The sequence below is a fragment of the Mesorhizobium sp. M0145 genome (genome assembly GCF_040322355.1).
Taxonomy (GTDB): Bacteria; Pseudomonadota; Alphaproteobacteria; order Rhizobiales; family Rhizobiaceae; genus Mesorhizobium.
In genome coordinates, this window is the sequence record NZ_JAMYTK010000024.1 from 61,813 (window position 1) to 84,145 (window position 22,333).

Below are 22,333 nucleotides of genomic sequence, written 5' to 3' on the forward strand. Positions count from 1 at the left end.
ATCGTCGTTCTTACGCCAATTTGGCGCTCGCATCGGCCGGTGTCCAAATTCATCGGTACGATCGACGGAGTGTGACGCCCGGAATCGTGCATCTCGGTATCGGCAACTTCCACAGGGCCATCAGGCAATCTATACGGTGATTGCTTGGCCGCGGGACAACTCGATTGGGGCATCATTGCAGCCTCCCCCGGAGTTCGGACACGCGGGACGCGCTTGCTCCCCAAGATGGTTTGTACACAGTTGTCAGTCGTCAAGATGAACAGACGAGCCTTCGGATAGTCGGTTCTATCGGCCATATTCTTGTCGCACCGGAGGGCCCCGCTCAGCTGCTGGAGGCGCTCTTTGACCCGCGGATCAGGATCGTGACTTTGACAGTCACCGAGAAGGGCTACACGGTCATCTCGGGCGGCGGCTCCGGCCACGAGCCGGCCCATGCCGGTTTTGACGGTACGACGGCTTCACTGTTGCCGGCAGCCGTCCGGTAGTTTGTTCGCATCTGCTTGGCGGGCCTCCGTCACGCCCCACCGTCCAGTGGGCTATCGAGTTCGTGCCTTCAAGACGCGTTAACTAGAAGCTGAACGTCTGCACGACGCGGGCCTGACATTTAGGTCAAGGAACACTGTCCGGTTCTGTGTAAGTTTTCGGATGCCGTTCGGCGATAGAGATAGCTCTCGGAAAGGCCGAGGCGGCGGCACGACTGGACGGCTGGTGATGAATGAAGCGCGGTGCTGTCGCAAATTGCAGCCGTCGTCTTCACAACAGCACGCTCCCACGGCTTCAAGGTCCAGCGGTCGCCGAGTTCCAACCGCTTGCGGACCCATTGGGGTAGGATCTCGACGGCCGCCTTCAGAAGCGGCCGCTGAAGGGGTCGAGCAACTCCCGGCAAGGCGGGAACTTCTTCCATGATCTGCAGGAACTCCGAGACGATCGGCGACGCGACGAGTCTTTGCCTCATCACGTCGAACAGCGCGTAAAGCTCGGCCTGAGACGTGGGCGCGCCGCCCGCACCATAGAGAAGCGCCACGGGGCGAGCCTCAGCAAACATCGCGTCCCGTTCGAAAAAATGCAGACGATGCACATAGGTGTGATAGGCCTCCATGAAACCAAACGCGGCCGTCGCTTGCACCCAGTCCAGCAGCTCCGGGTCGGTGGCGTGGTATGGCTCGCCTTCGCTGGTTCGACCCGAAACGCGCCCATGCATCCTGACCACATCTTCAATCATGGCCTTAGCCTTGGATCGGGGGCCGTAGACCGTGACCAAAGCAGCGAGGCCCGTACGCTGCAATCGTCGGAGCGCGAGGGAGCGGAAGCTGCTGTGCTGCCAAATGGCGTCGCGAACCCGCGGCTCTGCCAATTCGAGCAGCACCGCCGTTACCCCGCCGATGAACAGCGCAACAGGGTTCTTGAAAATGCGCCAGGTTACGGAATTGGGTGGTAACAGCGCCGGCTCGCCTTCCGGAGTCGAGAAGTCCATCTGAGATCCGAGCCGCTGGCGCATGAACGACTGGGCAAGAGTGTCCACACGACGCTCAAGCGGGCGAGGCAGAGAAATGATGCCCGAGTTGCGAAACATGGTACGCCTCGAACTACTGAGAATAGCAAGCGTTAGACCTGTGGCTGGCGGATGCAATATGCACGAACGTCTTTGGTCTTCCCGTTGTTCCAAATCATCCTCGCGCGAAGCCGATGAACCCTGCTTGATCTGCCCTGTTACCGATGATGATGGAGCAAGGCTCGGGCGTGGTCATCCATGTCACCTCGATCCAGCGCGAGCTTCCGCTCCCGGCATCAAAATCAAGAGCACGAGTGAATCACGCCGCGGATAAGTCGCGCGCGGATCATCATTTCAGGCGCGCAAGCTTCGCCTGCCTATGTGTCAATCGTCGCCCGCAGCCATTGCGTGATGGCATCGAAAGCGATTGGTTTTGTCGTATCGACATCAAAGAGCGGTCCACGCCGCAGCGGCTCGGCGCGCTTGGCCAGCTCGATCAGCTCGGGGACATAGGCCGCCCCGGGGTGGCCAGCGGGACGCTGGTCGAGCCGTGCGCGATAGCGCTCGGCAAGAACCTCGCCGGGTGCATGACACCAGATTTCGGCGGTCCGCTCGACACCAGCCCTTCGCAGGTGATCCTCGAGCACCTGGCGCGGCTGGAAGCCGAACCAGGCATCGACGACAACTGTTGTGCCCGCGGGAGCTTCGCCGACGACCGACCAGATGGCTTCATAACTGGCGCGACCGAGCGAGCGGTTGAATTCACGATCGCCGCCGCCGAGCACTTCGAGGAACGGGTTCTTAATGGTATCGAGCGTAAGCAATGGCCATCCTAGGCGGTCGGCGATACCGCGCGAGACCGTGCTTTTGCCGCTGGCGGGGATGCCGTTGACCAGCACGGCGCGCTGGCCGGGCACGGCACGCCGGCCCGGGTTGAGTCCAGCGGATGGCGAGGTCACCGGCGAGGCCGTAACTGCCGCCTGCCCTGCCAGCGCTTGCAGACCGGCGCCGATGACGCCGGCGTCGTCGCCGAGTTGCGCCGGTTCAACCGGGCATTGGTACCAGGGAGCCAAGGCCGGAGCCTTGGCAAGCGCCTGATGGGCCGCCTGGCCAAGTCCGCCGCCGAGCAGCACCAGATCGGGGGCGAACATCGCCACCGCTGTATCGATTGCCGCACGCAACGGTCTGGCCCAGGCTTCCAGTATCCCGCGCACCGGCATGTCGCCGCTCGCATCCCGGGCGAAAAGCTGATCGACCGAGATATCCGGACCGAGGCCTGCGCGTGAGATGTGACGGCCAAGTGCTGTACCGGAGCTGGTGGTTTCAACGCAGCCGCGCCGGCCGCAGACGCAGGCTTCGCCTGATATGTCGACAGTGATATGGCCGAGCTGCCCCGCCGTCCCCTTGCCGCGGACGATCTGCCGGTCTTGAGCCACGGCACCACCAATGCCGGTCCCGATGGTGAACATGACGATGTTTTCGTGACCCATGGCGGCGCCTCGAGCCATCTCGGCGACCAGTGCCATGTTGCAATCATTGTCGATCACGACGGGCTTGCCCGCCAGGCTTTCCAGCCGTTGTGCCGGGGAGACCGAGGCGAGGTTGACATAGCCTCCGGACAAGACGGCGCGACGCCGCACATCGACGCGTCCCGGGACGCCGATGCCGATGGCGGCAACCTCCGGAGAATCGAGCCGGCGCACCATCTCGGCGATCCGGGAGAGCATGAGCGCCGGGTCCGGCGCGCTCTTTTCGGACATGCGGTCAAGGATTTCGCCTGTGCCGGAAATGCGGGCGGCGCGCAGATTGGTGCCGCCGATATCGATCCCGATGGCCATCGAACTATGAGGCATGACGTCCCGTGTGTGCCCGGTGTGAACGGCGAATGACTAAGCGGCTTTCTGCCGGTAGTTTCCGATCACGGCCTGAAGCTCGTGCAATCTCGACACTGCGATGGTCTTAAGCCTTTCCCGCTGAATGTCACGGTCCAGCGAGATGCAGTCCTTCCACAGCGACCGGCCGGCGATGACGCCTGACGCGCCGTTCTTCATCGCGATCTCGACCTGGCCCAGGAAGGTCGTGTGGTTGACGCCGGCGGAGAGGACCGCCCACGGCACCTCGCCAGCCATGCTGGTGATCCTGGCGCAGGCTTCCGGCGTTCCGGGATAAGGAAGCTTGAGTACCTTTGCCCCACATTCCAGCGATATCCGTGTGCCCTCTTCGACAAGCCAGGGGATCTTGGCCGCATGATCTTCAAGGCTTTCGCCTTCGAGTTGGTAGGTCAGGAATTCGACGACGAGCAGCAGGTCCTCTTGCCCGAAGTCGGCGATGCACTGGCGCAGAATGGCGACGTTATGCTCGTTCGCCTCCGGTCTGTCGGCCCTGAGATAGACCATGATCTTGCCGCCGGTGCCACCGAGTTCGCGGACGCGGCGTGCGTCGATGTCGGGGACGAGGCGCGACAGGCGGTAGCCGGCGGGCGAGACGTCGAAGCCCGAGGCGTCGAGGCCGATGAGCAGAGCCGTATCTCGGTTCAGCACCCCTTCATCGACAACCCGCGGCACCGCGCAGAGCGGGTCGAGCAGCACGCAGGATGCCTGGCTGGCGAGGTATCGCGTGATGTCCGCCTTGGTGTCGCCGAGCATGTCGTTGGTGATCTTGGCCTGTTCGGCAGGGTCCGACGCCAACAAGGTCCGCATGCCGCCGCGCTGGTCACAGGCGATGGCCATCATGGCCCCGTCCTTGCCGCATATCTGCTGATAGCCGCGTAACTCCGCCGTCGTCATCTTTGTCATGGTCTTTTGTCCGATGTTGGCGCCCATTCACCAAGGCGCAGATCCGTGGAACAAGAAATCTTCAGTTTTTGCCTGCCCGCCGGCAGGAAGGTTTGCCGCTTTGATGCGCTATCGAACCGGGAAATCTGGCTTGGCCGCAACGTTCGGTGGAAACGAACCCGAGTTGCGAGTCTGCCGGAATTGCGCGATAACTCCCATCGGTTGATGGGTCTGTAACACATTGCTGAAAGGAATTGCAAGCTGTCTGTCCCTCCCACACAAGATGCGGCCGCATCGCGGACGATGCTGCATACGGTCGCCAAAATGCACTACGAGGCGGAGATGTCGCAGGTCGACATCGCGCGCCGGCTCGGTGTCTCCACCGCCACCATATCGCGTTTGCTGCAGCGGGCGAGAGCAGAGGGCATCGTGCGGATCGAGGTTCTCGATCTTGTGACGCCCGAGGACATCACCAGGCAGTTGATTGACGGGTTGGGGCTGCGCGACGCCGCGGTCGTCGAAACGCCGGCAGCCGGAGCGCTGACGGCGCTCGCCGCACCGCTCGGCGCCTTGCTCAAGCAAGCGGAACTGACGGCCGGCTCGGTGGTTGCCGTCGGCTGGGGGCGAGCCATCCGCGAGGTGATCCGGGCAGGCCTGCCGCGCATTCCCGGGGTCCTTACCGTCGCTGCCACCGGCGGCATGCAGCAGCAGGCGGCGCATTTCCAGATCAACGAGTTTGTACGGCTGGCCGCCGAAGAGTTCGGCGGGACGCCGCATTTCATCCATGCGCCCTATCTGCCGTCCACCGAATTGCGTGAGGTCTTCCTTGGCGATGCGGCCATCCGCGACAGCGTCGCGCTTTGGGACCGGACCGACGTTGCGATCGTCGGCATCGGCCTGCCCCATGCCATCAATCCGCCCGAGGCGAGCGCGGCCACACTGGGCGAACAGGCCCTGTTTCATGCGGCTGGAGACGTCATCCGCCATTACTTCGACGCCGAAGGCACCCTTATCCCGTGGGAAGGGGAGGGCCGGATGATCGCAATGTCGCCGGCCCAGCTTCGAACCGTCCCCTTGGTCATCGGCGTTGCCGCCTCGCCGGAGAAGGCGACGGCCATCATCGGTGCCGTCCGCGCGAGACTCATCAATGCCCTGATAACGGACACGAAAACGGCGCAAGCCATCCTCGTGGCTCTCGTGCCTCGATAGAAGGCGGACACCATGATGCGCGACATCGGCGCGCCTGATCAATCCTGAACCGATTGACGCCACGCGGTCCGGGAGCCTGGGGCCCCGAAATCACCTGTTGTCTCGTCAGGGACTTGGGGGCAATAGTCTGCCGTGCGGGCCCTGCGGAGCAGACAGATGTTGTCCGGTTTGAAAAGCGTTCCGGCCAGGGAAGTACCGGTTGCAATTTCTTTCAGCAAAGTGTTACAACCTGCCGCTAGGCGGGCATGCGCGCCGCGCGGCGCAGTTCTCTGGACCTTGCGGATGCGAGGAAACGGGACTGCGGGCAGCAGGGCTGGTCGGTTTCGACTGGCTGATCTAATGACTGGGCGCCTGGGAGGAGCTGCCCGTAACAGCAAGCAGGCGAAACCCGTTTTCCGGCCGTCAGCGCATTTACGATTCGTAGCCTGAACAGATTGACGGCCATTCCCGATATCAATCGCAACGGCAAATCTGCCAACAATTATGAGGAGGATGTTATGAAGAAGATTGTTGCCGCCCTGGCGGCTCTCGCCATCTGCGCAACGGCGCTGATCACGCCCGCTTTGGCGCAGGACAAGAAGTTCACCATTGCTCTCGTTCCGGGCCTTACCACCGACGGCTTCTACATCACCATGCGCAAAGGCGCTCAGGCGGCGGCCGATGCCCTTGGCGTGACCCTGGTGTTCCAGGGCGCTTCGGATTTCAATCCGGTAACGCAAGTCCCCGTGCTTGACGCGGTCATCGCCAAGAAGCCAGACGCGATCCTGATCGCGCCAACCGACAAGGTTCAATTGGTCGAGCCGCTCCGCAAGGCCAATGATGCCGGCATCCCGGTGATCACCGTCGACACTTTCATCGGCAGCGGCGTCTACCAGACCGGTGCCGGTGAGGCGGATTTCCCGCTGTCCTATATTGCTTCGGACAACATTCTGGGCGGCGAGATCGCCGCGCGGGCATTGGTCAAGGCCATAGGCGGCAAGGGCAAGGTCTATGTTTCCAACGTCAAGCCCGGCATTTCGACCACCGATCAGCGTGAAGAGGGCTTCAAGAAGGAGATGGCGAAGCATCCGGACATCACCGTGCTCGAGACGCAGTTCAACGACGACGACGCCAACAAGGCTGCCTCGCAGCTCCAAGCGACGTTCGCGCGCAACTCCGATCTCGTTGGTGTGTTCGGTGCAAATCTGTTCTCGGCGATCGGCGCGGCGAACGGCGTCAAGCAGGCAGGGCAAAGCGGGACCATCAAGGTCGTCGCGTTCGACGCACCGGTCAGCATCGTCGACAACATCAACACCGGCTTGGTGGACGTTGCGATTGCCCAGCATCCGGCCGAGATCGGCTATTTTGGTGTCGTTTCTGCCTACGCCCACCTGACCGGCCAGTCGATCCCGGTTGCGATCGGCACCGGCTTTACGATCATGGACAAGTCAAACATCGCGGACCCGAACATCTCGAAGTACCTCTATTCCGAATGATTCCAACCAGCTTGGTCCCCTTCCGGCTTGCCGGGAGGAGACCAGCGCCGGGTCTCTGGGACCCTGTTGACGGAGGCCGCGCTGCGGATCGGATGTGTCAATGACTTCAACATCACCAACCGAGCAGAGCGAAACCCATGTCGCCCCTCAGGCCGACCATGGTGATCCGGCCAGGACCTGGCTCGGACGCATCGCCGAAGGGCGCGCCTGGCTGTTTCTCGCCGGCCTGATCATCTGTTTCGAGGTTTGGTCGAGGGCCTCCTTCGGCGCGACCTTCGTGCTCAATCCGTTCAACGTGCAATCCATTGCGATATTTGCCGTGGCGCCGTTGCTGCTTGCGACCGGACAGACATTCGTCATCATTTCGGGAGGCATCGACCTCTCGCTGGGCTTCATCATGGGCCTTGCTGCTGTTGTTGCGGCCCATGCCACGAATCTGGCTGGCGCCGCCATGCCGGTGCCTCTGGCCATGATGGTGGGCATTCTGGCGGCCGTGATCGTCGCGGGAGTCCCTGGCATGATCAACGGCTTGCTGATCTCGCGCCTCAGAATTCCGCCCTTCATCGGCACGCTTGGCATGTTTGGCGTCGCGCGCGGCGCTGCTTTCCTGCTCGCCGGCGGCACGACGGTGCCGGTCCAGAATTCCTGGTTCGCGCTGCTCGGCAACGGCAGGTTCTACGGTGTGCCTTATCTCGTCATCATTGCAGCCGTTTTCGTCGTCGCGATGCACTACATCCTGAGCCAGACCCGGTTCGGCCAGCATAACTACGCCATCGGCGCCAATGTGCAGGCGGCTCGTCGTGCCGGCATCGACATCAGAGGCCATATCCTGCGCCTCTATGTGCTTTCGGCGATGTGCGCAGGCCTCGGTGGCGCCCTCTATGCAGCGCGCTTCACCGCGGGCGCGGCCCAGGCCGGCGAGCCGTTGCTGCTCGACAGCGTCGCAGCCGTCGTGATCGGCGGCGCCAGCCTGTTCGGTGGATCGGGCACGATCTTCGGGACGGTCGCCGGTGCGCTGGTGATCGCGGTCATTCAGTACGGGCTGGTTTTCGTCAATGTCGAGCCGTTCTGGCAGTTCATCGCCGTCGGCGTCGTCATCATCATTTCCGTTCTCATCGACCAGGCGCAGCGCCGGTTCAGTGGAGCCCGTCAGGATGAATAGCCCAGGCCAGACCACCCCCCTCCTGGAAGTCCGGAATCTTTCCAAGCACTTCGGCGCCGTCCGGGCGCTCAACGATTTCTCCATGGTCGTGCGGCCGGGCGAAGTGGTGGCCCTGGCGGGCGACAACGGCGCCGGCAAGACCACGCTGATCAAGGCGATATCGGGCGTCTTTCAGCCGACGGGCGGTGAAATTCTGCTGAGGGGTCAGCCGGTGACATTTGCGACACCGCATGAGGCGCGCGAAAAAGGCATCGAAACCATCTATCAGGATCTCGCTCTCGCCGACAATTTGTCCATCGGCGCCAATATCTTCCTTGGCCGTGAACCCATGCGCAAGGCCTTCGGTTTCTTGCCGGTGCTCGATCGCAAGGCCATGGCCGTCGCCGCCAAGAAGACCATGGGGCGATTGGACTTCCATGTCAGCCGGCTCGATGCCCCGGTCAGCAATTTCTCCGGCGGTCAACGGCAGGCTGTTGCCATCGGCCGGGCCGTCTATTGGGACGCGCAGATCCTGATCATGGACGAACCGACCGCGGCCCTCGGCGTGCCCGAACAGCGCAAGGTCATTTCGCTCATCCACCAACTCAAGGCCCAAGGCAGGGGCGTAATCTTCATCTCGCACAATTTGCTGGATATTTTCGCCGTGTCCGACCGCATCATCGTGCTGCGGCGCGGCGTCCAGGCCGGCGAGCGCAAGATATCGGAAACCAACCATGACGAAGTCGTCAAGCTGATGGTTGGCGGATAGACCGCGAGCCGGAAAGCGTAGACCCGCCAGCCGGGAGCCAATGCAATCTCCTCGTAGGATCTACCCTAAAAGGGCAGCTTCAGCGCATAATCCCCGTAGTCTGTTTCATGCGATCAATGATCTCCGCCATCAGCGCCAAGTCGCGACGAGAGTCCGCGAGATCGGTCAGAGGTTTGGTGCCGTCCATGATGTGGCGATGGAAGCTTTCGAGCTCATTGGAGAAGGCATCGCCATAGAGCGGCCCGTATGTCCGCGTCACAGGACCGCCGACGCCGGCTTTCGTCACTTCCAGCCGCGCTGATCGATGCCTTGTCCGCGTTTCCGCATGTTTTATAAAAATTTGACACGCGTCAAGATTTAAAATGGTGTGCCGCGGGTTTTGATGTGCTGCATTGCAGCAGACCGGTGTCGAGCGATCGCGGCATCAGATGGCGAAATCGACAAGGCAGGGGATGCCGAGGCCAGGCTAGAAGCCGGCTTGGTCAGCAGTCGGATTCAACTTCCGAGTGCGCCACTCAGGTCGACGGCAGCGGCGTCAGCGCCGGGCCATCGGGGCGAAACAGTTGGGAAACCGCGGGAGAGATGTCGAGCGCGATCAGTCGCCGCCTTCGGCCTGCACGACCCTCGACGTGCAGGATTTGGCATAGCGCTGGCGCTGTCAAAGACCGGACCTTCGGGGCCGGAATGGGTTGATGTGTTCAGCAGCGAACAGCGAACTGGCAGTCAGTTTGCTCAGCTCTTCACCGACCCGGCGGCCAGGCCCGCGAGGAAGTAACGTTGTGCAATCAGATACAGGATCAGAAGCGGGAGTGATCCCAGCACGCTCATCGCCATCATCTCGTTCCATTCGAACGCATGTTGGCCCATAAGCAACTCGATACCGATCGGAACGGTCCGCATGTCCGTCGACTTCGTCAAAGTAAGCGCAAAAAGGAACTCGTTCCACGCCAACAGAAACGTATAGACCGCGGTCGCGACGACGCCGGGGACTGAAAGAGGGATAATCACACGCCATAGCGCTGTCCAACTTGACCCCCCATCGACCAGCACTGCCTCATCGAGTTCCTTTGGCAGGGTATTGAGATAGCCGGTCATCAGAAGGATTGCGTAAGGCAGGGTGAATACCATGTAGGTTAGAATCAGCGCGAAATAGGTGTTGAAAATGCCGAAGGCGACGACCATGCCGAAATAGGGAATCAGAAGCGTGATCGGCGGTACGGTCTGTGTGCTGATGATGAAGACGTTAAGCGTATTCTTAAGCCGGAATGAATAGCGGCTGAAGCCATAGGCCGTCAGAATGGCGATCAGTAACGTCAGAAGGGTTACCACTCCCGCGACCAGATAGCTGTTGAGAAAGAAGCGCACCTTGGTCGGATCATTGAAGATCGAAAGATAGGCCACGTTCGTGAAATGGTCGGGCAGCAGTCTCGGCGGCAGGGCAAAGATCTCGGTGTTCGATTTCAACGAAGTGAAAAACATCCACAGGATTGGAAAGCCTGCAAAGACCAGACCGGCCGCGAGCCCGAGATATGTCAGTACGGTCGGCAAAACGGTGTTTTTGAAGGAGCGCTTTGCCATTGCCGGTCACCTGGCCTTCTGGTGTTTGATGTAGAAGTAAGTCGCGCCCATCGAGATGATCAAGATGAAGATCGCGCTCGCCGAAGCCTGTGAAAATTCGTAACTCGAAAACGCAAGCTTATAGGTATACGTGCTCAGCACCTCGGTCGAATGGATCGGTCCACCGCCCGTTGTCATCCAGACCAGGGGGAAGACTTGCATCGTCCAGATGAAATCCAGCAGGGCGATGCTGATGATGATCGGCATCAGCTGCGGGATCGTGATGTACCGAAACTTTTGGAACTCATTGGCGCCATCGATGCCGGCGGCTTCGTAAAGGTCCTTGGGGATGCCCTGGAGACCGGCGAGCAAGCTGACCATATATAGAGGGTATCCCGCCCAGATGTTCGCAAACGTCAACGCATGGATCGCGGTTTTCGTCGAGGAGAACCACTCGACCTTGAAGTTGACGATATGGAGCGTCATCAAAATGCTGTTGACCACGCCATTGGGATCCAAAAGCAGCCGCCAGATGATCGCGATGATGACTGCCGTAAAGAGCCATGGCAAAATGTAGAGAACACGCAGGATGCTTCTAATCATCGGAGGGACGCGTTGGGTGTTCAGCAATAGGGCGAAGGCCAGGCCGATTAGAAGGTGGAAAATGACGCTCATCACCGTGAAATAGAGGGTCTGCCCGACCGACTGCCAGAAGACTGGATCTGTGAAGATCGTCTCGTAGTTCTGCAACCCTATGAAAGCAGCGTCCTTTTTCATGATTGCGCCGTCCATCAGCGAATAGCGCAGGACCGTGATCATGGGAAACAGCATTAGCAGACAAAACAAAAACGTGGCGGGTGCCACATAAAACAGCGGAGTGAGCCGCTTTCTCGTCTTGTAAGAAAGCATGCCACGCTTGCGCATTTTCGTTCGCGTGACGATCAAACCTTCGTTGGCGAGGCTCATGAGGTACAATCCGCTTGGTCATCGACCGTATGGTCCGGTTCCGATGCAGCGGCAGCGCGATAGATGTTATCGCGCTGCCGAATTGTCTGAAGCAGCGCCTACTTGGCGAAGTCAAGCAACCACTGCTTTTGCGTGTTGGCAGCGGCCTCCTTTGCGGTTTGCTGGCCGTCGAACATCTTTTGCACTTCGACGTTCATGTCGCGCATCAGGTCTTCGGCCACCGGCAAGCCCACGAATTCATTGGCCAAGTGACCGCTTTGGAAGATCTTGAAGGCTTCCTCGAACAGCGGGTCCGATTTCGAGAAGTCAGGCTTCGCTTGCACGTTGCCCGGAAAGGCATTTGCGAGCGATACCAGGCGGCCGTTCACTTCCGGGCTCATCAGATATTCAACAAGCTTCCAGGCTTCTGCCTTATGCTCGGTGCTGTTGCTAATGCCGATGCCCCAAGAGGCATAGGGCAGTCCGCGCTTACCCGTATAGCCGTCGACCGCAGGAAGCGCAGAGATACCGAACTTGAGATTGGGGTTACGCTGGCGGATAAGATTGATATGAGCCAGCGAGTCGATCATCATTCCGACACGGCCGTTGACGAACTCTTCGACCTTGTCCTGTTCCTTCTTGGCAAAGATGCCTGGCGATATGACGCCGGCGTCCTGTAGCGACTTGACGTATTCGAGTGTACCGACCACGGCCTCATTTTCCACGTCGGGCTTGCCGTCCTTGAGCATCGATGCTCCGGAAGCCCAGACCCAAGACATCACGTCGTTCTGGATGCCGCCGGGGTTTTGCAGCGATAGCGGCAGCACCCACCCGTACTCGTTCTTGTCCGCATTGGTCATCTTCTTCGCGGCAGCGGCGAATTCTGTGCGGTTGGCCGGCATCTTGTCGACACCAGCAGCCTTGGCCAGATCGAGGTTGACGAAGACCGGGTATACGAACGAGGCGAGCGGGAACATGACGCTTTGGCCGTTGACCTTGATGATGTCAGCGATCTGGCTCTGATCATATTTGGCGTCAGCCATCAGGCTGTCCATGGAAGCGATTGCGCCCTGCTTTGCAAGGCCATTGACCCATGCTCCGTCCAGGCCGACGACGTCGCTGAGCGTCCCCGACGCGGCGCCGACTACGATCTGATCATGGGTGGCGGAATAGGGACCGCTGACGAGCGTCACCTTGATACCAGGGTTTTTGGCTTCGAAGTCGTCCATGATGCTACGCAGAGCACCGGCGGGCATTTCCGGCTCCCACCATTGGATGAATTCGAGATTGGTCTCAGCAAAGGCGCAGGTAGCAGACAGTGCCCAGACAGCCACAGCGGACGTGGCCGCAGCAATATATCTTCTGACGTTCATGTTTTCCTCCTAGGAGCGACGTTTGGCTCGATCCTCCCGATCGCGATCAAACTAGGTTCTTTTCCGGGTCTTTGTGTCAATCAAGAACTGCAATCGTGAAAAATGGGTAGGATGCCGGGACGTTATGACTGAATGTAAGCCATTGATTGGTATATGGTTTTCTTAAGTTCTCTGGGGTTAGTTTTTCCCTTGTGCACATTGCTTGTGCCGCTTCTTTCTCTATTTTCGTAAACAAATGAAAGCCACTCCCCTAAAAAGAAAACAAATGAAAGTCGTATATTCGAAGAGAAAAAACGCCATTCGGTGGGGTCGCGCGCTCGCGTAGACGTCGCAATTCAGAGGCGTTCAGGCGATCGTTTTGGTTGTCGATGACAGGGTGCCGCCGGGCACAAGACGATCTCCACCTCCGGTGGAAAAATCGGCTGTCGCGCGCTGAACCGATGTCGAGCAAGTCTCACCATTTGCCAACGAAGACGGCCCGAGCTGTGATGGGCGAGCGAGAACTGGTCGGATTGCCCAGGAGAGCGAAGCCAGCGTCTACCGTCACCTACGCAAATGGACCAGAAGACGGAAGCGACATTTGCGTCTCCGTCCCTTTAGCCGGGTCAACCATCGCGGATCACGCTAGATTGTGAGGTGCGTCTGGGGATCGAAGAAGTGCAACTTGGCCGCATCGATCGCCAGATCAATCAACGCGCCCGGCCGGACCGCGCTGACGGCTTCAAACCTCGCTACGACATTTGCTGCGCCGCTTAGATCTTCAACAGCATCTGGGTCGCCAGAATCGATTCGAACCGCGTCGACCTTCAAATGAACGATAAGCTCGGATCCCAATTCCTCTGTCGTCTTCACGATGGCCGGTAGAGTGGCATGTCGCGATCCCGATTCCAGACTGCTGTCGTAAAGATCCTCGGGGCGTATGCCGAAAATGAGCGTCTTGCCTTCGAAGGCGCTCAGACCAGGAGAGCGCTCAAACGCACTCGTCGGCACCGGTATCGAAAAGGTCGGCAGGTTGATCCTGCCATTGTGCAAACGGCCTTCGAACAGGTTCATCGACGGCGAGCCGATGAAACCCGCGACGAAGGCATTGACTGGTCGATTATACAGCGTCTTTGGCGTGTCGACCTGCTGAAGGACACCGCCTTTCAAGACCGCAACCCGGTCGCCCATGGTCAAGGCTTCGGTCTGATCGTGTGTTACATAAATCGTGGTCACCCCCAGCTGTCTTTGCAGGCTGACAATTTCCGCGCGCATTTGCACGCGCAGCTTGGCATCGAGGTTTGACAAGGGTTCATCCATGAGAAAGGCTGCCGGTTCGCGCACCATCGCGCGCCCCATGGCGACCCTCTGGCGTTGTCCGCCAGACAGCGCGGCCGGCTTACTGTCGAGCAGCGTGTGCAGCTGCAGGGTCTTTGCTATTTCATGGACGCGCTTCGTCCGCTCGGCCTTGCTCTTCCCCGCAAGCTTCATCGAGAAGCCTATGTTGTCGAACACTGTCATATGCGGATAAAGGGCATAGTTCTGAAAGACCATCGCAATATCCCGGTCCTTCGGCGCTAGATCCTCAACATTCTCTCCACCAATGGTCAGGGTTCCGCTGCTGATCTCCTCCAGCCCCGCGATCATGCGCAAGGCTGTCGATTTTCCGCATCCCGAAGGGCCAACGAGAATGAGGAACTCGCCGTCGTTTATCGTCAGGCTAAGATCCTTGATGGCTTGGAATTTCGTCCCGTAGGTCTTGCAAATTTTGTCCAACACAACAACAGCCACGTCACATCCTCCCTATTGTCAGCGCTACCTAAACATCGAATAGCCTCCGCGCGGCGCGACTGCAGATCGAACCGGCATTGCTATCTGCGCGGTTAACCGCGCGCCTCGGACGTCCCACCAGCAGCGGCAATATCCGAGTGATGAATTCTCAGTCTGGCGACGTAATCGGTATGGGCACAGGTGCATTTTCTTTCGCCATCCACGCGACACAGGCGTTGTGATCCGGCAGAGCCATGCGGCCACCCCGGCCCGTCACTGAGATCGCGGCCGCGGCAGTTGCATAAACAGCGCAGGCGACAGGCTGCTTTCGCTGCGTAAGGGCGAAGGCATAGGCGCCATGAAAACAATCCCCCGCGCCGGTCGTGTCCACTGCCCTGACCTTGTAGGCCGGAACGTGCCACAAAACGACATCGTCCTTTTGCCGGATATAGGCTCCTCGATCGCCTTCGGTTAACACGACCGCGGAGCGGTCATCTGACCACAGCTTGCGCAGGATCGCTGTCGCCTTGGCCTCGCCAGTATAGGTTTGGGCAAATTTCAGAGGCAATACCAGGTGATTTGACAGGCGGATCAATCGTTCGGTCGCAGGTCCGACAGTCCACTCAATATCGGCCACCACCGCCAGACCCAGCTTACGGGCACGAGCAACAATCATGTCAGCGTGCGTGGCGTAACCGTCGATCAGCAGCACCTGGGCTTGCGCAAGGACGCTATCGGCCAGCGCATCGGAGGTCCCGTGCGGCACATCATCATCATAGGCGATGAACCTGTCACCATCGGGCGCGACCGTAATAACCGACCGGATCGGCTTGGCATCGGCACGACGTGGCGCGAAAGATATGTCGACGCCGTGTCGTTCAAGCTCGTGGGCGCCGACATCCGTAAGTGGCTGATCACTCAGCCAGCCGATGAAACCGGCACGCCCCCCCAGCTTGGCGACAGCAACGAGTGCCGTCGCCACATTGCCGCCGTGGTCCTTCGTGCGATTTGTCACCTTCCCTTTGCCAGCACCCAGCGGGCTGTCGACATAGATGATGTCGTCAATCGCCAAGGCTCCGAAGCCCAAAACCTGCAGATTGCCGGTCACAGCTCACGTGCCCGCAGCCGCCAAAGCGTCTTGCGGTGCCATCCCATCGTGAATGACGCACTTGAATGCACGCGCTGCCATCGTGGTGTCACCGTGCCCCCACAGATTGCGCCCCACGACGGCACCCTTCGCACCGGCGCGCAGGGCTTCAGACGTCTGGGTGAGAGCGCCCAGAAGATCCTCGGTCTTCGGACCGCCGGCGATAACGATGGGAACCGGGCAAGTTGCCACGGTTTCCTTGAATGAGTCGAAGTCCCCGGTGTATCCGACCTTGATCACGTCAACACCGGTCTCAAAACCAATCCGCACTGCGTAGGCGATTTCGTCGGGGGTGAAGACGATCTTGCAGCCGTTTGAATAGTCGCGGGGATAAACATGTGCAACGACCGGCATTTCGAAACGAGCAGCCGCGTTGACCGTATCGGTAAGCCAACGAATGTAGTGACCCTCGGTATCGCCCCGCACCGGAATGGCGACCGCCAGCGCATCGGCACCATAGCGCACTGCATCTTCGGGCGTCGCGATCAACTGACTGATCCGATCGTCGGGCGTAAAGCATCCCGCCTGAATGACCAGCGCTGCCTTGCCGGCGTAAGCCGGCCACAAATGACGCGCCGCACCAGGTTGAATGCTGATGTAATCTGGCTCTCCGGCCATCACCCGCTTGAGCGCGCCGGGCAGATCCGCAAGGCCTCCCTCGCGGACGTTGCCGTACCCTACGAAATGGTCGACGGCACCACCGAACAGGTTCCCAGATCGATGCGAGAACAGCCGCGACAAGCGAATTTTAGTTCCAAGGCCCATATCAGTGCAGTCCCTTCGCAATTGTTGATCTGACGTTGAGGACCCTAACTCGAAAGCAAAACAATATTCAATATTTCGATTTCTTTCGTTTCGATATAGGTTGCAACTGCAACGGCTAGCGTTCGCTGCGGTGAGGCGGTATCCCTCGAATTCTCAAACGCAGGCCGGTTTCCTATTCGATTTTCGAAAGGTTGGCGTGCAGTTATCCAAACAGCAATTCGGGGTTACACATGCTTGCGGAACAACGGCGACATCAGATCATGCTCGCGCTTCAGCGGACCGGCCAGGCGCGTACCAGCCAACTGGCGGAAAACTTCGGCGTCTCCGAGGTGACCATCAGGTCCGACCTGGAAATTCTGGATGCAAAAAAGCAGTTGATCAAAACGCATGGCGGTGCGATCGCCTTGCCCGCTGATTCGCCAGCGGCGGCCTTCGAAGAGCGGATGTCTCGCAATTTCGATGCCAAACGGCGTATCGCGCAGATGGCGGCGCGCCAGATCATAGACAACCAGTCCGTGGTGTTCGACAGCGGCTCGACGTTGCTGCAGGTCGCAATGCAGATGCCCCCGGTCAACAATGTGGTAGTAGCCACAACCGCGATGAACATTGCACAGCATCTGATGTATCGCCCTGGGCTGGACGTGCATATGATAGGCGGTCGGGTCTATCCCTCGACGGTCAGCACGATCGTGTCGGATTTTGATAGGGCTGTGGGCGGCCTTGTGGCCCACCAAGCGTTCCTCAGCGCGCATGCGATCGATCAGTCATTCGATGTCGTCGATGTCTCAGAAGACATTGCGCGCACAAAACGCAATCTGGTTCGTATGGCCAGGCGCGTGATCCTTGTGGCGGATTCAAGCAAATGGGATATTGGCGCCTCATCTAAGGCATTTTCGTTGTCACGTGTCGATCTGATCATCACCGACACCGCTATGCCCTATGGGATTCGCAGTCGATTGGACAAGCTGGGAGTCGAAGTGCGCTATGTGTAGGTGCCTTCCGGATTGTGGTGCCCAGAATTGGCAGCGTGTCCCATTGGCAACCGACGTTTCGGAGTACGAAGACAAATTTAGCACATTAAGGATCTTCATATCGCGCTAGACTGGAAAGCGCGCTGTTGCTGCCCTCAGCATCTCGGTGCCGACGCTGCGTCAATCGCCGAAGCTCGATCTCGCCGGCTGAGACCAGCTTCTTCACCTCGCGGAACCTCCCGGCGTTTCTCCCCAGGGCCCGACTCGAACGACCCCTCTCAGTCGCGTGCAATTCTGCCTGGCGGCAACCGATATTCGGAGTCAATATGGCTTGTACTTTTCGCGTCAACTAATAAATTTACGCGTGAAAAAATTCAGCGATACGCGTTGAAACTGCTGAAGCTCTCTGTAAAATTTTGCCTTGCCGTTGCACGGCAGCGTATGCGGGTACCCTGGGGCAGCGCTAGGGCAACCCAGTGATTGGATGTCCAGAACGCGAGGCGTTTGAATTGCCGACGACGCACAAGACGATGGATGATTTTGCCCGCTCTTGCGGCGTCTCCAGGCCGACGCTGTCGAAATATTTCGACGATCCGACCAGCGTCAAGCCAGCGACACGGCAGCGTATCGAAGAGGCGCTGCGCTCGTCCGACTACCAGCCCAATCTGTTTGCACGCAACCTGAACCGCAAGCGGACCCGCAGCATCGGCATCATGGTGCCGACAGTGGCCGACCCCTTTTATTCGGAGATGGTCAGCCGCATCGAACTAAGGCTGCGCGACGAAGGCTACTGGCCGATCGTGATCTCCTCGCACGGCTCGCGCGAGCTCGAAGTGGAGGCAACGCGAACCATCCTGTCGCTGAAGGTCTCCGGTGCACTCATCGCGCCGCTCGGCCTGCGCTCGGACCACCGCACGCTGGAGAAGCTGACGCAGGCCATACCGGTGGTCTATTTCGACACCTATCTCGAAGGCGGAACGCCGTTCGTCGGCAACAACAATGCCCAGAGCGTCTCGACCATCGTCGAGTATCTGTGCCGGTCCGGCGACGCCCCGGTCTATTTCGATATCCCGCACGTCAACCACAACTCGCCAGAACGACTGAAAAGCTATATCGCTTCTATGAAGCGGCTCGGGCATGAGCCTGTCGTCATCGGCAACACCGACGAGTACACATGGGATTTCGAACGGATCGGCTACGAGCAAATGGAAAAAATGCTCGGCAATGGCGGCCTGTCGGGCAAGACCATTCTGTGCAACAACGACCGTCTCGCCTTCGGCGTGATGGCGGCCGCCTACGCGCAAGGCCTCAAGGTCGGTCGCAAGGCCGACTGCGACCTGCGTGTCGCAGCTCATGACGATCACCCGCTGAGCCGCTACACATGTCCAGGCCTCACCACCATGGCGCAGGACTTCGCCGCCATGGCGGGATATAGCGTCGAGACGCTGCTGGCCCTGCTGAACGAGGATGGAGCTGAGGTTGCCGCTAAGGTCAATCTCGACGCGACGCTGGTTATGCGTCAATCGGCCTGAGCTTTCCATCGAAGCCGCGCCACGCGGCAACCGCCGCGCCGACGGCTTGCCGCGAGGCCGGACCATGGCGGCCCATCGAGACAAAGCCGTGGATCTGGCCAGGCCAGCGCCTCAGCACGACAGGCACGCCGTCATCTTGCAGACGCTTTGCGTAAGCCTCACCCTCGTCAACGAGAATGTCATGACCGGCGATCGCGACAAAGGCTGGTGCTGCGCCGGCAAGGCTGGCGACCTTCAGCGGCGACACGCGCCAGTCGTCGATATCCCCGGCATGGTTGACATAGTGGTCGCGGAACCAGGCCATCGTTGCCGCGGTGAGACCATAGCCCTCAGCAAAACGGCGATAGCTGTCCGCTGTCTGCGAGGCATCCGTGTTCGGATAGAACAGCAATTGCACGGTCGGCGGATTCTTGCTCCTACGCACCATCAGGCACAGCACCGCAGCGAGATTGCCACCGGCGCTGTCGCCGGCGACAGCGATCCGCTCCGCGTCGATGCCGAGATCGTCGGCCGCACTTTGCATGAAGGCAAATGCTGCGCGACAATCCTCGATGGCGGCCGGGAATTTGTGTTCCGGCGCCAGCCGATAGTCGGGACAGACGACCACACAGGCCGCCATGTTGGCAAACCAGCGGCAGATCTCGTCATGGGAATCGAGATTGCCGATCACCCAGCCGCCGCCATGCAGATAAAGCAACGCTGGGGCACTGGCCAAGGCCGCCCGTCGCCCGTGATAGATCCTGAGCGTCAACGGGCCGCTAGGCCCGTCGATGAAGCGTTCGTTCAGTGAGGCGACCGGCTCGCGTTCACCCTGCAGTGTGGGAAAGCTCTCCTCATAGGCGCGCCGCGCCTCTTCAGGCGTGCCGGCGTCGAACGGCCGCGCAGGAGCCTGTCGGCCGAGGTCGAGCACATGCCGGGCTTCCGGATCGAGAAATGATGAAAGCAACGTAGCCATCGACTGATCCTACGCCTCAGGCAAGCAGGCTCGTCGCCTCGTCCTCGCCAAGAAGCGGCGGCTGGTCGACCGCCCCGTTGGCGGCGACGGACTCGCGGCTTTCTCCCGAAGCGAGGATCGCCTCCATGATCTCCAGCACATGCAAAGCGAGATCGCCGGAGGCGCGGGGTTTTCTGCCCGTCCTCAGCGCATGCGACAGATCGGCGACGCCAAGCATGCGGTAGTTGGCGCGGTCGGGCGCGGCGTAAGGCCAGTTGCGCCCCCCGTAGAGCTCGCTCTCGCTATGGAAGTCGGCCCAGTCGGCGCCGCGTTCCGAAAGCGATACGGTGCCGCCGAACGTGTCAGGATCGGGCAGGCGCAGTGAGCCTTCCGTGCCGTGCAGTTCGATAGGGTGATTGGAGTGTCTGAAGACATCCCAGGAGGCTCCGAAGGTGACGGTGGCGCCCGATCGGAACTCCAGCAGCGATAGGATGTTGGTCGGCGTGCCGACCTTGAAACTGGTGTTCCTGTAGGGACCTTCGGCAGTGATAAGGCGCACTTCCTGTCCCCGAGTCGCCATCGCCATCACGCGTGCCACCGGCCCAAGCAGGTTGACCAGCATGGTCAGGTAATAGGGGCCCATGTCGAAGATTGGGCCGGCGCCCGGCTGATAGTAAAATTGCGGATTGGGATGCCAGTGCTCCATGCCGCGCCCCATCATGAAGGCGGTGCCGGTGACGGCGCGGCCGATCGCGCCCTCGTCCATCAGGCGGCGCGCCCGCCGTCCGGCTGCGCCGAGAAAAGTGTCGGGGGCCGAGCCTAGGAGCAGATTGCGCTTCGCCGCCTCGGCGACAAGCCGGCGGCCGTCCCTAGCCGAGGTTGACAGCGGCTTTTCGGTGAAAACATGCTTGCCCGCCGAAAGCGCCGAAAACGAGATGTCGAAATGCGCCGCCGGGACGGTCAGGTTGAGGACAAGGTCGATGTCCGGATCGGCTAGAAGCGTGTCGACGCTGACTGCCCGGATGCCGTATTCGCTGCCGCGCAGTGCCGCCAGTTCGGTGGAAATGTCGGCGCATGCACGCAACTCGAGGCCGCCGAAGAGCGCCGCGTTGCGCAGATAAGTCATCGAGATGTTGCCGCATCCGACAATGCCGATACCGAGCTTAATCTGTGATTTTGCTTGCATTTTCGAGTCTGCCTCCCAACGCGATGACACTTCGGCGGGCCTGCTGAATCGGTCGCGAGCCGCAATCACAGCCCGCTATACAGCACTTTAAATATTGACGCGCGTAAAATTTTTGCAGAACATGCGAAAATGCTGGCGCAACATTGGAGGCCCCAGCCTTCAGGGGAGGAAATGACTGACATGAAAAACGGCCGACCGCCGCTACGAAGCCTGTGGGTCACGTCACCATCGCCGATCGCCGGCAATTTCTCATCGGCGCCGGCATGCTGGGCGCCGCAGCGCTCGACACGGGTCTCGGCATTCGACCGGCGCGGGCGCAATCACGTTCCGAAATCAGCTTGCCAGCGCCGCCTTCTTCGGCAAGGAAACCTTTGGCGACCTAATCAAGGCCTTCAACGAACGGCAGGACCGCAAGGCTAACGCGGGGCGGCATCAAGGAATGAAAGGACGATCGTGAAAGACCTGAAAGTCGGTTGCCAGACCTTTACCTGGGAAATGCTCGGAGAGGGCTTTGCCGGCGGCCCGGACGATCTCTTGAAGGCGATCGCCGATGGCGGCTATGCCGGCATCGAGATCACCGACACGATGATCGGCCGATATGCCGACAAGCCGGCGGAGTTCGCGACCGCGCTCAAGGCGTCAGGCCTGACGCTCGTCTCCTTCGCCTTCGGTTCCAAGAGCGGCTTCACGCTCAAGGAGAAGATCGGCAACGACCTCGAGACCGCGAAGCGATGGATCGACTTCGCTGCTGCCTTTCCGGACACGCTGGTGTCGATGGGCTCGGCGACAGTCGTCTCCGACGGCCCGCGCGACGACAAATTTGCCATCGCCGCGGAGGTCTACAACAAGGCGGGGGAGCTAGGGCGCAAGGCGGGCGTCCAGGTCGCGGTGCATCCGAGTTCGCACCACAACACGCTGCTCTTCGATCGCGCCGACTACGACCGGATCTTTGGGCTGGTCGATCCGTCGCTCGTCGGCTGGGTGCCGGATACCGGCCACATCTTGCGTGGCCATCGGAACATGGCCGATACGCTCACCACCTATCGCGACCGCATCCGCTACGTGCACCTGAAGGATGTCGATGCCAGCGGCACATGGGCGATGCTCGGCAAGGGCGTCTGCGATACCGCGGCGGTGATCGACATCGCCAGTGCAGCGCCACGCTTCAATGGCTGGCTGGTGCTGGAAGAGGAATCCGAGACCGCGGCCCCCCCGGCGGCGGCCCCGGGCCCGACCCAACCCCCACGGAGAGGATAAACCACTAACCCCCCCCGAGACCGGCCTGGAAGAGGTGATTGGGGGTGGAGGGTAAAT

The 22,333-nt window shown here is 60.2% G+C and carries 20 protein-coding genes and 1 pseudogene; 9 read left to right on the top strand and 12 right to left on the bottom strand.

Annotated elements, in window-relative coordinates; genetic code table 11:
• Positions 1-362 precede the first annotated feature (362 nt).
• Complete coding sequence (locus NKJ28_RS33065) at positions 363-485, top strand: hypothetical protein (RefSeq protein WP_502894702.1); 123 nt, start codon at positions 363-365, stop codon at positions 483-485.
• A gap of 119 nt (positions 486-604) precedes the next feature.
• On the opposite strand, the gene NKJ28_RS26600 is transcribed toward NKJ28_RS33065, so the two are convergent.
• Complete coding sequence (locus NKJ28_RS26600; RefSeq protein ID WP_352637580.1) at positions 605-1,573, bottom strand: oxygenase MpaB family protein; 969 nt, start codon at positions 1,571-1,573, stop codon at positions 605-607.
• 131 nt (positions 1,574-1,704) lie between these two features.
• Here NKJ28_RS26600 and NKJ28_RS26605 point away from each other — a divergent pair.
• Positions 1,705-1,785, top strand: a pseudogene (locus NKJ28_RS26605) (short-chain dehydrogenase); the annotation flags it as partial.
• Between the two features lie 84 nt (positions 1,786-1,869).
• Here NKJ28_RS26605 and NKJ28_RS26610 read toward each other — a convergent pair.
• Positions 1,870-3,345 (bottom strand): ROK family protein, encoded by a 1,476-nt coding sequence (locus NKJ28_RS26610; protein WP_352637581.1) that lies wholly within the window; start codon positions 3,343-3,345, stop codon positions 1,870-1,872.
• Between the two features lie 36 nt (positions 3,346-3,381).
• Positions 3,382-4,287 (bottom strand): tagatose-bisphosphate aldolase, encoded by a 906-nt coding sequence (locus NKJ28_RS26615; RefSeq protein ID WP_352637582.1) that lies wholly within the window; start codon positions 4,285-4,287, stop codon positions 3,382-3,384.
• 282 nt (positions 4,288-4,569) lie between these two features.
• On the opposite strand from NKJ28_RS26615, the gene NKJ28_RS26620 reads away from it, so the two are divergent.
• From NKJ28_RS26620 to NKJ28_RS26635, 4 genes are all read left to right on the top strand, one after another.
• Positions 4,570-5,475, top strand: a complete 906-nt coding sequence (locus NKJ28_RS26620; RefSeq protein ID WP_352637583.1) for a sugar-binding transcriptional regulator — start codon at positions 4,570-4,572, stop codon at positions 5,473-5,475.
• 497 nt (positions 5,476-5,972) lie between these two features.
• Positions 5,973-6,950, top strand: a complete 978-nt coding sequence (locus NKJ28_RS26625) for an ABC transporter substrate-binding protein (RefSeq protein WP_352457851.1) — start codon at positions 5,973-5,975, stop codon at positions 6,948-6,950.
• Positions 6,951-7,050: 100 nt separating this feature from the next.
• Positions 7,051-8,112 (top strand): ABC transporter permease subunit, encoded by a 1,062-nt coding sequence (locus tag NKJ28_RS26630; protein WP_023680285.1) that lies wholly within the window; start codon positions 7,051-7,053, stop codon positions 8,110-8,112.
• Positions 8,105-8,860 carry an ATP-binding cassette domain-containing protein gene (locus NKJ28_RS26635; RefSeq protein ID WP_023680286.1) on the top strand — a complete coding sequence of 252 codons (756 nt, stop codon included), beginning with the start codon at positions 8,105-8,107 and terminating at the stop codon, positions 8,858-8,860. The genes NKJ28_RS26630 and NKJ28_RS26635 overlap by 8 nt, the downstream gene beginning before the upstream one ends.
• Before the next feature lie 79 nt (positions 8,861-8,939).
• On the opposite strand, the gene NKJ28_RS26640 is transcribed toward NKJ28_RS26635, so the two are convergent.
• From NKJ28_RS26640 to NKJ28_RS26670, 7 genes are all read right to left on the bottom strand, one after another.
• The gene (locus NKJ28_RS26640) at positions 8,940-9,146 is read right to left on the bottom strand and encodes a hypothetical protein (RefSeq protein WP_023680287.1); all 207 of its coding nucleotides are present in this window, start codon (positions 9,144-9,146) and stop codon (positions 8,940-8,942) included.
• A 446-nt stretch (positions 9,147-9,592) separates the two neighbouring features.
• The gene (locus NKJ28_RS26645) at positions 9,593-10,438 is read right to left on the bottom strand and encodes a carbohydrate ABC transporter permease (RefSeq protein WP_352524729.1); all 846 of its coding nucleotides are present in this window, start codon (positions 10,436-10,438) and stop codon (positions 9,593-9,595) included.
• Positions 10,439-10,444: 6 nt separating this feature from the next.
• Entirely contained in the window at positions 10,445-11,341 is an 897-nt protein-coding gene (locus tag NKJ28_RS26650) for a carbohydrate ABC transporter permease (protein ID WP_502898200.1), read from the bottom strand.
• A 140-nt stretch (positions 11,342-11,481) separates the two neighbouring features.
• The gene (locus NKJ28_RS26655; protein ID WP_352637586.1) at positions 11,482-12,735 is read right to left on the bottom strand and encodes an ABC transporter substrate-binding protein; all 1,254 of its coding nucleotides are present in this window, start codon (positions 12,733-12,735) and stop codon (positions 11,482-11,484) included.
• 624 nt (positions 12,736-13,359) lie between these two features.
• The gene (locus tag NKJ28_RS26660; protein ID WP_352457855.1) at positions 13,360-14,505 is read right to left on the bottom strand and encodes an ABC transporter ATP-binding protein; all 1,146 of its coding nucleotides are present in this window, start codon (positions 14,503-14,505) and stop codon (positions 13,360-13,362) included.
• 148 nt (positions 14,506-14,653) lie between these two features.
• On the bottom strand, positions 14,654-15,592 hold the full coding sequence (locus NKJ28_RS26665; protein WP_352637587.1) for a PfkB family carbohydrate kinase: 939 nt from the start codon (positions 15,590-15,592) through the stop codon (positions 14,654-14,656).
• A gap of 3 nt (positions 15,593-15,595) precedes the next feature.
• Entirely contained in the window at positions 15,596-16,396 is an 801-nt protein-coding gene (locus tag NKJ28_RS26670) for a beta/alpha barrel domain-containing protein (protein WP_352457857.1), read from the bottom strand.
• A 230-nt stretch (positions 16,397-16,626) separates the two neighbouring features.
• On the opposite strand from NKJ28_RS26670, the gene NKJ28_RS26675 reads away from it, so the two are divergent.
• Both NKJ28_RS26675 and NKJ28_RS26680 read left to right on the top strand, forming a co-directional pair.
• Positions 16,627-17,388 carry a DeoR/GlpR family DNA-binding transcription regulator gene (locus NKJ28_RS26675; RefSeq protein WP_023680295.1) on the top strand — a complete coding sequence of 254 codons (762 nt, stop codon included), beginning with the start codon at positions 16,627-16,629 and terminating at the stop codon, positions 17,386-17,388.
• 509 nt (positions 17,389-17,897) lie between these two features.
• A complete protein-coding gene (locus NKJ28_RS26680) occupies positions 17,898-18,899 on the top strand; it encodes a LacI family DNA-binding transcriptional regulator (RefSeq protein ID WP_352637592.1) in 1,002 nt (333 codons plus the stop codon).
• Here NKJ28_RS26680 and NKJ28_RS26685 read toward each other — a convergent pair.
• A complete protein-coding gene (locus NKJ28_RS26685; RefSeq protein WP_352637588.1) occupies positions 18,880-19,854 on the bottom strand; it encodes an alpha/beta hydrolase in 975 nt (324 codons plus the stop codon). The genes NKJ28_RS26680 and NKJ28_RS26685 overlap by 20 nt on opposite strands.
• A gap of 16 nt (positions 19,855-19,870) precedes the next feature.
• Positions 19,871-21,019 (bottom strand): Gfo/Idh/MocA family protein, encoded by a 1,149-nt coding sequence (locus NKJ28_RS26690; protein ID WP_352637590.1) that lies wholly within the window; start codon positions 21,017-21,019, stop codon positions 19,871-19,873.
• A 495-nt stretch (positions 21,020-21,514) separates the two neighbouring features.
• Here NKJ28_RS26690 and NKJ28_RS26695 point away from each other — a divergent pair, with 495 nt between their 5' ends.
• Positions 21,515-22,276, top strand: a complete 762-nt coding sequence (locus tag NKJ28_RS26695; protein ID WP_352637593.1) for a sugar phosphate isomerase/epimerase family protein — start codon at positions 21,515-21,517, stop codon at positions 22,274-22,276.
• Positions 22,277-22,333 lie beyond the last annotated feature (57 nt).

Coding starts and splice junctions, on each gene's coding strand:
- NKJ28_RS26600 (WP_352637580.1), bottom strand. CDS start 1,573: ATGTTTCGCAACTCGGGCATCATTTCTCTGCCTCGCCCGCTTGAGCGT.
- NKJ28_RS26610 (WP_352637581.1), bottom strand. CDS start 3,345: ATGCCTCATAGTTCGATGGCCATCGGGATCGATATCGGCGGCACCAAT.
- NKJ28_RS26615 (WP_352637582.1), bottom strand. CDS start 4,287: ATGACAAAGATGACGACGGCGGAGTTACGCGGCTATCAGCAGATATGC.
- NKJ28_RS26620 (WP_352637583.1), top strand. CDS start 4,570: ATGCTGCATACGGTCGCCAAAATGCACTACGAGGCGGAGATGTCGCAG.
- NKJ28_RS26625 (WP_352457851.1), top strand. CDS start 5,973: ATGAAGAAGATTGTTGCCGCCCTGGCGGCTCTCGCCATCTGCGCAACG.
- NKJ28_RS26630 (WP_023680285.1), top strand. CDS start 7,051: ATGACTTCAACATCACCAACCGAGCAGAGCGAAACCCATGTCGCCCCT.
- NKJ28_RS26635 (WP_023680286.1), top strand. CDS start 8,105: ATGAATAGCCCAGGCCAGACCACCCCCCTCCTGGAAGTCCGGAATCTT.
- NKJ28_RS26645 (WP_352524729.1), bottom strand. CDS start 10,438: ATGGCAAAGCGCTCCTTCAAAAACACCGTTTTGCCGACCGTACTGACA.
- NKJ28_RS26650 (WP_502898200.1), bottom strand. CDS start 11,341: ATGCGCAAGCGTGGCATGCTTTCTTACAAGACGAGAAAGCGGCTCACT.
- NKJ28_RS26655 (WP_352637586.1), bottom strand. CDS start 12,735: ATGAACGTCAGAAGATATATTGCTGCGGCCACGTCCGCTGTGGCTGTC.
- NKJ28_RS26670 (WP_352457857.1), bottom strand. CDS start 16,396: ATGGGCCTTGGAACTAAAATTCGCTTGTCGCGGCTGTTCTCGCATCGA.
- NKJ28_RS26675 (WP_023680295.1), top strand. CDS start 16,627: ATGCTTGCGGAACAACGGCGACATCAGATCATGCTCGCGCTTCAGCGG.
- NKJ28_RS26680 (WP_352637592.1), top strand. CDS start 17,898: ATGGATGATTTTGCCCGCTCTTGCGGCGTCTCCAGGCCGACGCTGTCG.
- NKJ28_RS26685 (WP_352637588.1), bottom strand. CDS start 19,854: ATGGCTACGTTGCTTTCATCATTTCTCGATCCGGAAGCCCGGCATGTG.
- NKJ28_RS26690 (WP_352637590.1), bottom strand. CDS start 21,019: ATGCAAGCAAAATCACAGATTAAGCTCGGTATCGGCATTGTCGGATGC.
- NKJ28_RS26695 (WP_352637593.1), top strand. CDS start 21,515: ATGCTCGGAGAGGGCTTTGCCGGCGGCCCGGACGATCTCTTGAAGGCG.